Annotated in this window: 5 protein-coding genes and 2 tRNA genes; 6 read left to right on the top strand and 1 reads right to left on the bottom strand. The window is 61.8% G+C overall.

Going from position 1 to position 6,852, the window contains the following annotated elements; all coding sequences use genetic code 11:
* Positions 1–7 precede the first annotated feature (7 nt).
* On the top strand, positions 8–457 hold the full coding sequence (locus HKN06_14550) for a regulatory protein RecX (protein ID NNF62531.1): 450 nt from the start codon (positions 8–10) through the stop codon (positions 455–457).
* 44 nt (positions 458–501) lie between these two features.
* Positions 502–3,096: an alanine--tRNA ligase gene (alaS, locus tag HKN06_14555; GenBank protein ID NNF62532.1), complete on the top strand. Its 2,595-nt coding sequence runs from the start codon at positions 502–504 to the stop codon at positions 3,094–3,096.
* A gap of 3 nt (positions 3,097–3,099) precedes the next feature.
* Here alaS and HKN06_14560 read toward each other — a convergent pair whose 3' ends face one another.
* Entirely contained in the window at positions 3,100–4,365 is a 1,266-nt protein-coding gene (locus HKN06_14560) for an MFS transporter (protein ID NNF62533.1), read from the bottom strand.
* A gap of 122 nt (positions 4,366–4,487) precedes the next feature.
* On the opposite strand from HKN06_14560, the gene HKN06_14565 reads away from it, so the two are divergent.
* From HKN06_14565 to HKN06_14580, 4 genes are all read left to right on the top strand, one after another.
* Positions 4,488–5,723, top strand: a complete 1,236-nt coding sequence (locus HKN06_14565; protein ID NNF62534.1) for an aspartate kinase — start codon at positions 4,488–4,490, stop codon at positions 5,721–5,723.
* A 219-nt stretch (positions 5,724–5,942) separates the two neighbouring features.
* The gene (gene csrA / locus HKN06_14570; protein NNF62535.1) at positions 5,943–6,152 is read left to right on the top strand and encodes a carbon storage regulator CsrA; all 210 of its coding nucleotides are present in this window, start codon (positions 5,943–5,945) and stop codon (positions 6,150–6,152) included.
* 107 nt (positions 6,153–6,259) lie between these two features.
* Positions 6,260–6,350 (top strand) — tRNA-Ser (locus tag HKN06_14575).
* Between the two features lie 378 nt (positions 6,351–6,728).
* Positions 6,729–6,805, top strand: a tRNA-Arg gene (locus tag HKN06_14580).
* Positions 6,806–6,852 lie beyond the last annotated feature (47 nt).

The following is a 6,852-nucleotide window of genomic DNA, read 5'->3' on the forward strand; positions in this document are numbered from 1 at the left end:
TTCCGCAATGAACGACGAGGAATTACAACGCGCACGCGAGGCCGGCCTAAACCTGCTGGCCCGTCGCGAGCACAGCCGGCAGGAGCTGCGCGCCAAGCTGGCAACGCGCGGCTACGATACCGATACTGTTGAAAACACCCTCGCTGGCCTGGTCGAGGAGGGCCTGCTCAGCGAGGTGCGCTTCGCCGAATCCTATGTCGCCTCGCGCAGCCGTCGCGGGGTGGGTCCGCTGCGTCTGCGGGCGGAATTGCGCCAGCGCGGGCTGGATGATGCGGCCATCGATGACGCCCTGGCTGATCCGGGGCTCGACTGGATCGCCCAGGCGCGTCAGGCAAAGCAGAAGAAATTTGGCGATGCCGCGCCCGCAGATCTGCGTGAGCGAGCCCGTCAGACCCGGTTTCTGGAGTATCGCGGCTTCGATGCCGAGCAGATTCGCGCTGTGCTGGGCCGGCAATAGTCGGCGGGCGTTGTGCTGCAACGCCGAGATGGCACAATACCGGCGTGAAAAGCCGTGACGTAAGAAAGAGTTTCCTCGACTATTTTTCGGGGAAGGGCCACCAGGTGCTGCCTTCGAGCTCGCTGGTGCCGGCCAATGATCCTACCTTGCTGTTTACCAATGCCGGCATGGTGCAATTCAAGGATGTCTTTCTCGGCAACGACAAGCGCAGCTACAGTCGCGCTGTGACGTCGCAACGTTGCGTGCGCGCCGGTGGCAAGCATAACGACCTCGAGAACGTGGGCTACACCACGCGTCATCATACGTTTTTCGAAATGCTGGGAAATTTCAGCTTCGGCGACTACTTCAAGCGCGAGGCGATCGAGTATGCATGGGAGTACGTCACCGCCACGCTGGGTCTTGATCCGGCACGGTTATGGGTGACGATTTACCATGATGACGACGAGGCGGGCGACATCTGGCTGAAGCATATCGGCGTTGACCCTGCGCGTTTCGCTCGTCTCGGCAAGAAAGACAATTTCTGGGCCATGGGCGATACCGGACCGTGCGGACCCTGCTCGGAGATTTTTTACGACCACGGTCCCGGGGTTGCAGGTGGACCGCCCGGATCTCCCGACGAAGACGGCGACCGCTATGTCGAGGTGTGGAACCTCGTCTTCATGCAGTACGACCGCGGCGCCGATGGCACGATGACCGAGCTGCCGCGCCCGTCGGTCGATACCGGGATGGGGCTGGAACGTGCCGCGGCGGTGATGCAGGGCGTGCACAGCAACTACGATATCGACCTGTTTCGCGGCATTATCAAAGACGCGATCGAGGCTACCGGCGCGGCCGACCCAGCCGACTCCTCGTTGCGTGTCATCGCCGACCACATCCGCGCCAGCTCATTCCTGGTCACCGATGGGGTGCTGCCATCCAACGAGGGCCGCGGCTACGTACTCAAACGCATTATTCGCCGCGCGATACGCCATGGTTACAAGCTCGGTTGCAACGAACCGTTTTTTCACAAGCTGGTGACATCGCTCGACCGTGAGATGGGCGACGCTTATCCCGAATTGCGCGAGAAAAGCAGTTTTGTCGCACGCACGCTGCTAAAAGAGGAAGAGCAATTTGCCGAGACGCTGGAACGTGGCATGGGATTGCTCGAGTCGGTGATCGCCGACCTGTCCGGCAAAACGATCCCCGGGGAAACCGTATTCAAGCTTTACGATACTTATGGCTTTCCGGAAGACCTCACGGCCGATATCGCCCGCGAGCGCGGTCTTGCCGTCGACAAGGCCGGTTTTGATGCCGCGATGGCGCAGCAGCGTGAAAAATCGCATGCTGGCAGCAAGTTCGAGCGCACCTACAGCAAGCAGCTTGAAACGGAAGCCATTACCGAATTTACCGGTTACGACGCTACCGAGGGTGACGGCAAGGTCGTTGGCCTGTATGTCGATGGCGCCGCGGTGGATCAGATCAGCAGCGGCCAGGATGCCATCGTCATACTGGACCGCACGCCGTTTTATGCTGAAAGCGGTGGTCAGGTCGGTGACACCGGCACGCTGGTCGCCGTGGACGCACAATTCGAAGTCAGCGACACGCAGAAGTTAGCCAGGGCACACGGTCATATTGGCAAGCTTGCGTCTGGCAGTATTGCCATTGGCGATCGGCTGAATGCCACGGTCGATGCGGCGCGGCGCCAGAACATCATCCTGAATCACTCCGCCACCCACCTGCTGCATGCCGCCCTGCGTAAAGTTCTGGGTACGCATGTCGTGCAGAAAGGTTCACTGGTCGCGCCTGACCGGCTGCGTTTCGATTTTGCACACGACGCGCCGGTGACCGCTGAGCAGGCGCAGCAGATCGAGGACCTGGTTAACCGTGAAATCCGCGCCAACGCGGCCGGAGAAACACGCGTGCTGCCTTACGAGCAGGCCGTGGAGCAGGGGGCGCTGGCTTTCTTCGGCGAAAAATACGACGACGAAGTGCGGGTATTGCGCCTGGGCGATTTTTCCATGGAGCTTTGTGGCGGCACTCACGTGCAGCGCGCCGGTGACATCGGGCTGTTCAAACTGATAAACGAAACCGGTATCGCGGCAGGCGTGCGACGCGTCGAAGCGCTGACCGGTGAGGCCGCCGTGGCCTACGTCCGCGAGGCGGACCGGCGGCTGGCCCGGGTCAGCGATTTGCTCCGCAGCAATCGTGATGAGGTCGAAACCCGCCTCCATGATCTGCTCGAGCGCAGCAAGTCGGCCGAGAAGGAAATCCGGCAGCTGAAAACCCAGCTGCTTGGTGCCGGCAGCGAAGACCCGGTAACAAAAGCCGTGGAAGTTAATGGCATAAAAGTGCTGGCGCTGCGTGTCGATGGCGGCAACCCCAAGATGCTGCGCGACGCCATGGATCGCTTTCGCGACAAGCTCGGTGACTCTGTCGTCGTGCTGGGCGCGGCCGACGGCGACAAGGTGCGGCTGGTGGCCGGGGTCGCCAGGCCATTGACCGACAGGCTCAGGGCCGGCGACATCATCGCAAAAGTAGCCGAGCAGGTCGGTGGCCGCGGCGGTGGTCGTGCCGACATGGCGCAGGCCGGCGGTAATGATCCGTCACGGCTCGACGATGCGCTGGCCTCGGTCGAGCAGCTGGTGCGCGACGCTCTTTAGCGGCTATTCCTGCCAGTCATCCGCCAGGTAGCGTGCGCCGCGCCACATCAGGATGGCCGCAACGAAATACAGCAGCAGACTGGCCAGCAGGGCGTAGCGCAGGCCATTGTCGCCGAAGCGGACGGTCAGCGCGTCTGACAAGGCACCCAGCACTGCCGTACCCAGCCCCAGTCCGACCAGGTTGACCTTGAAAATCAAAATCGCTGCGGCAGTCACCCGCATGTCGGCACGCACCAGGTGCTGCACCGCGGCCAGCACCGGCCCCAGCCAGGCCAGGCCCAGCCCGGTTGGCAGCAGCAGCACGACAAATGCGATTCCAGCTGACGGCGCCATTATGCCGACTGCGTATAGCGGTGCCGACAGGGCAAACGCCGCGGCGGGCAGCAGCGCATAGACAGCGCGGTTGTTGCGGCCATAGCGATCGACCAGCATGCCGCCGAGCCACAGCCCGGCTGTACCACCGATGAGAAACAACGCCGCCATGAAAAATGCGGTGTCCAGCAGCTCGAGCCCGTAGCTGCGTGTCACCAGCGACGGCAGCCAGAAAATAATCCCGTAGCCGACAACCGATGCTGCCACCGCCCCCAGGCCGACAAGCCAGTAGCTGCGCTTGCCGGCGAGTGTGGCCCATATTTGTTTTAGCCTGGCCGGCGGCAGCGCAGCGGACGCGTCGTAGCGGCCACGCGGCGGCTCGGCGACAGTAAAGCGAAAGATCGGTGCAACGATTACCCCGGCGAGCCCCACAATGATAAAGGCGTAGCGCCAGTCAGTGGCGGTCGAGACCGCGCCACCCAGCAGCATGCTCAGCGCAATACCAATGGGCACGCCGAATGAATAGACGGCGAGCGCCCGGGCGCGCTGGTGCGACGGGAAGTAGTCGGATATGAGCGAGTGGGCCGGGGCGACGCCACCGGATTCACCGATACCAACGCCAAGGCGCGCCATGAACAGCTGCCAGAAGCCCTGCGCCATTCCGCATGCTGCCGTCATTACGCTCCACAGCAGCAAGGCGTACATCATGATCCTGGTGCGGCTGTAGCGATCTGCCAGCAGGGCGACCGGGATACCGAGCGTGGAGTAGAACAGCGCAAAAGCGGTTCCCCCGAGCAGGCCCAGTTGAGTATCCGACAAGCCAAGATCCGCCTTGACGGGAATTGCGAGGATGCTGAGGATCTGCCGGTCGAGAAAATTGAGTGTATAGACGGCCAGCAACATCAGCAGCACGTACAGCCGCCGCGAATCGGTCGTTGCCCCGGTTGAAGTATTCATCGGCAGCACTTATAGCACGACAGAATAAGTTGTATTCTGTCAGCCAACGTTGTGGCGGCACGCATATTTCTGCCACATTCCGGCTGTAGCATGACAGCAGTGGCAGTTTCCCGGAGCATCTCCTGGCACTAATCGTCCAGAAATTCGGCGGCACCTCAGTCGGCAGTGTCGAACTGATACAAGCCGCAGCAGAACGCACGCTTGCCACCCGCAACGACGGGCATCGCGTGGTCGTGGTGCTTTCTGCCATGGGCGACACCACCGATCGCCTGGCCGGGCTGGCGCGGCGCATCGCGCAACGGCCCGGGTCGCGCGAAATGGACATGCTGTTGACATCCGGTGAGCAGGTTTCTATCGCGCTGATGTGCATGGCGCTGCAGGAGCGCGGTGTCAATGCGCGGTCGTACCTTGGCAGCCAGGTGCCGATCGTGACGGACGGCGTGTTTGGCAAGGCACGCATCAGGCACGTTGGCTGCGAGCGGCTGCTGGCCGATCTCGATGAAGGTACGGTGCCGGTGGTGGCGGGCTTCCAGGGCGCCGCCGGGAACGGCGAAATTACCTCGCTGGGCCGCGGCGGCTCGGACACGACCGCTGTGGCGCTTGCCGCCGCGCTGGACGCCGAAGAATGCCAGATTCTTTCCGATGTCGACGGCATTTACACCACCGATCCGCGCGTGGTTCCGGCGGCGCGGCGCATGGAGAGGGTTACCTTTGAAGAGATCCTCGAGATGTCCAGCCTCGGCTCCCGCGTATTGCAGCGACGCGCAGTGGAGTTCGCCGGCAAGTACAATGTACCGTTGCGGGTCATGTCGGCAACCGGGCAGGGGCCCGGCACACTAATCAGCTATGAGGCACCGGAATTGGAAGGACCAGTCGTATCAGGAATCGCGTTCAATCGCGACGAGGCGGAGATCACCATCGCCAGCGTCCCGGACGAGCCCGGGGTGGCCTACCAGATACTGGCACCGGTGGCAGACGCCCGTATCGAAGTTGACATGATCGTGCTCAACGCGCCGCGCGACGGCCGGGTGGATCTGAGCTTTACGGTGCACCGCAGCGATTTTGACGAGACCCGACAGCTGGTTGAGGCCGCGGTGGGGCGGGACTCGACCACAGAAGTGATTGGAAACGCCCAGGTCGCCAAGATTTCAGTGGTTGGGGTCGGGATGCGCTCGCACGCGGGAATCGCGGCGCGCATGTTTGAGGCCCTGGCGGCCGAGGGGATCAACGTCCGCATGATCGCCACCAGTGAGATCAAGGTGTCGGTGCTGGTGGAGGAGCGCTACCTGGAGCTGGGAGTGCGCAGCCTCCATGAGGCCTTCGGACTAGACCAGATAGCTGGTGGCGGGGCGACATAACGCCCTCTATACTTCGACACAACTTTTCACAAAAGACACATTCTTTCTGTAGGTTCTGCTAATATAATGCCGCCTTTATATCGGGCGCAGGAATTTAGGGGATCCTGAACCCGGATAGAAGTGATAACAAAAATTCCAGTAGCAGCCAGCCGGACAGGTAGCTACCACCCTGGAAAAGTACAAGGAAAATGGTGTGATTGAGTAGCTGAGGAGGCTTGGATGCTAATTCTGACGAGGCGCGTGGGCGAGACCGTCATGATCGGGGACGAAGTTACGGTGACCGTCCTCGGGGTCAAAGGAAATCAGGTTCGTATCGGGGTTAATGCCCCGAAAAACGTGGCGGTGCATCGCGAGGAGATTTACGAGAGGATCCAGCGCGAGGAAACCGAGGGCGGCGAGAAAGCGGCCGACAACAACGGCGGGGACTAGCCGGCCGGTTGTCCCCGTCCGCTGAGCACGGCATTTGCCGGGCCACATCTTTACCCATTCCCGTTGCGCAAGTACCATGAGCCGTCCTGGCAGCTCACGCTGCCCGTGGAGAGATGGCTGAGTGGTCGAAAGCGCTCCCCTGCTAAGGGAGTAAGGGTTAAAAGCCCTTCGAGGGTTCGAATCCCTCTCTCTCCGCCAGTTTAAAAGCGGCGCCGTGCGTAACAGCACGCGCGCCGGCTTCGAATGCGGGCCACGGGGGACGGACGTTTAGTGGCTTTGCTTCAGGACAGCAGGGACGCTCAAATTTTGTGGGAGCGGCTTCCATCCGCGACTACATGCGAGGTCTCGTAGGAGCGGCATTACTTGCCGCCGGAATCCGGGTCCTGGCATGGCAGGAGCGGCTTCCATCCGCGACTACATGCGAGGTCTCGTGGGAGCGGCATCTTGCCGCGATTACTTGCCGCCGGAATCCGGGTCCTGGCATCGCAGGAGCGGCTTCAGCCGCGAATCCCGAGTCGTCCTGTACAGCGCTGCCGGCAGACACCCGCGAAAAAATCTGTACACTACGCAATCCACGCGCCCGTAGCTCAGCTGGATAGAGTACCTGGCTACGAACCAGGCGGTCGGGAGTTCGAATCTCTCCGGGCGCGCCATATTGTTTAAACGTCGCTTCAGCGACGTTTTTTTTTGGAGGCGCGCC

Source organism: Gammaproteobacteria bacterium, from assembly GCA_013003425.1.
In the GTDB taxonomy this organism is placed as follows: Bacteria; Pseudomonadota; Gammaproteobacteria; order Steroidobacterales; family JABDKV01; genus JABDJB01.